Genomic DNA, 2,182 nt, shown 5'->3' with positions numbered 1-2,182 from the left:
GAAAAAAAAAAAAAAAAAAAAACAAGAAAGGAGACATTGACATATTAAGAACAATGTTTATATAATGGATAATGGAATTGTAAAAATATAGAAGTTTTTGGAGGAGAAAGAGATATGAAGAAAAAAATAGGATTAGTACCTAAACTTATAATGGGGATTGTGGTAGGTATCATCTTAGGAAGTTTTGCACCAGAAGGATTAGTTAGGGTGTTAATAACTGCAAGTACTTTATTTTCAGCATTTTTAAAATTTGTTATACCATTTATAATAATAGGATTTGTAACAGCAGGTATAGCAGATTTAGCAACAGGGGCAGGAAAATTATTAGGAATAACAACAGGAATAGCTTATGGTTCTACTATTGTTGCTGGGACAATCGCTTTCCTTGTGGCATCAAGTGTATTTCCTGCATTTATTGATTCAAGTGTAGCATCACAAATAGGTGATCCAGAAGCAGGAATGTTATCTGCATTCTTTACTATACCATTAGAACCAATGGTGGATGTAACAGCAGCTATTGTTTTCGCATTTACTATGGGACTTGGTATTTCAGCTCTTAGAAATCATGGTAAAGGGGAAACGCTACATAAAGTATTCCAAGAGTTCCAAGAAATAGTTACAAAAACTTTAGCAACAGTAATTATACCTTTATTACCAATATACATAGCTGGAACATTTGCTAATATAACTTATGCAGGCCAAGTTTGGGCAATATTAGGAGTATTCTGGAAAGTATTCTGTATAGTTATACCAATGCACTTAATATATCTAGTTATACAATTTAGTGTAGCTGGAGCAATAACTAAGAAAAACCCATTCCAAATGTTAAAAAATCAAATACCTGGTTATTTAACAGCAGTTGGTACTCAATCATCAGCAGCAACTATACCAGTTAATGTTGAATGTGCTAAAAATAACGGAGTAAGCAAAGAAATAAGAGAATTCTGTGTGCCACTTTGTGCAACAATTCACTTATCAGGTTCAATAATATCAGTTACATCATTTGCAGTAGCAGTATTAATGATGAACAATATGGACTTTGGATTATCAGTAATAATGCCATTTATATTAATGTTAGGTATAGCAATGGTTGCAGCACCAGGAGCACCAGGTGGGGCAATAATGAGTGCACTACCTTTCTTACCAATGATAGGTATACCATCAGATGGTGGTCTTGCAAGTTTAATGATAGCTCTATACTTAACTCAAGATAGTTTTGGTACAGCTGCCAATGTATCTGGAGATAATGCTATAGCAGTAGTTATTGATTATATAAACGATAAGATGAATAAAAAAGAAAAGACTAGAAAAACTGCTTAATATATACAAAGCTTAGATAAAGGCCAAGAAGTATTTACTTCTTGGCTTTCGTATTTTTAAGTTAGTAGATATGCATGGAAATCTATAAATCTTAGAGACATTACAGTTGTCTTTGTAATGGACGGAACTTTTTATAATTCATAGTATGGTAGTATTATTTAGAATTATTCTAAAAAATATTTATAATTATTTACATTTATATAATTGCAAGGAAAAAATTATTTATAATTGGTTAATTTTAGAAAGTTGCAAGAAATATATTTTTTTAATCAAATTCATTATTAGTTTTAATAAAACTTTGTTTTTTTGGTTATGGAATTTCAGTAACTTTTAACTTTAGTTTAAAAAAGAATAAATGTTATGCGTTAATTGGTTTACTGACACATGGCTTAAGCGAAGGAAATTTTTATAATTAAAAATATAATCTATGTGACTTATTATAACTTATCTAATTTATATTTATGATATAGTACATTTTAAGATAATAGCATTAATTACGAAATTAATTATTATATTATATATTTGGAAGGTATAATAATATGGAGAGAGAATAATTAATAAAAAAATTAAGGGAACTTACAAGGAAAGTATCTAGTGAATATTATGGCTATTCAAAACGGACATACTAGGCAGGACACACTACCTTTTTGGGTAGCAGATATGGATTTCCATCGTCCAGAATAGGTGAAATAAATAAATTGAAATAGATTGAGATAAGATAGCCATTGATATAAAATCAATGGCTTTTCTGCTATAATTAATAGATAAATAGGAGCTTGGGGAGACTATGATGGAATTAATAAGAGTATGTTTGATTATGATAGCCATATGTTTATATGCGATGCTTTTGATAGATATAATA

The 2,182-nt window shown here is 29.5% G+C and carries 1 protein-coding gene; it reads left to right on the top strand.

The features are described 5' to 3' along the window. Positions 1 to 114 precede the first annotated feature (114 nt). Positions 115 to 1,320 carry a dicarboxylate/amino acid:cation symporter gene (locus QX51_RS01355; RefSeq protein ID WP_039678110.1) on the top strand — a complete coding sequence of 402 codons (1,206 nt, stop codon included), beginning with the start codon at positions 115 to 117 and terminating at the stop codon, positions 1,318 to 1,320. Positions 1,321 to 2,182: the final 862 nt, after the last annotated feature.

Source organism: Terrisporobacter othiniensis, from assembly GCF_000808015.1.
Lineage (GTDB): Bacteria > Bacillota > Clostridia > Peptostreptococcales > Peptostreptococcaceae > Terrisporobacter > Terrisporobacter muris.
Note: the sequence above shows the minus strand (reverse complement) of the source record. Positions and strands in the feature narration are given on the sequence as shown.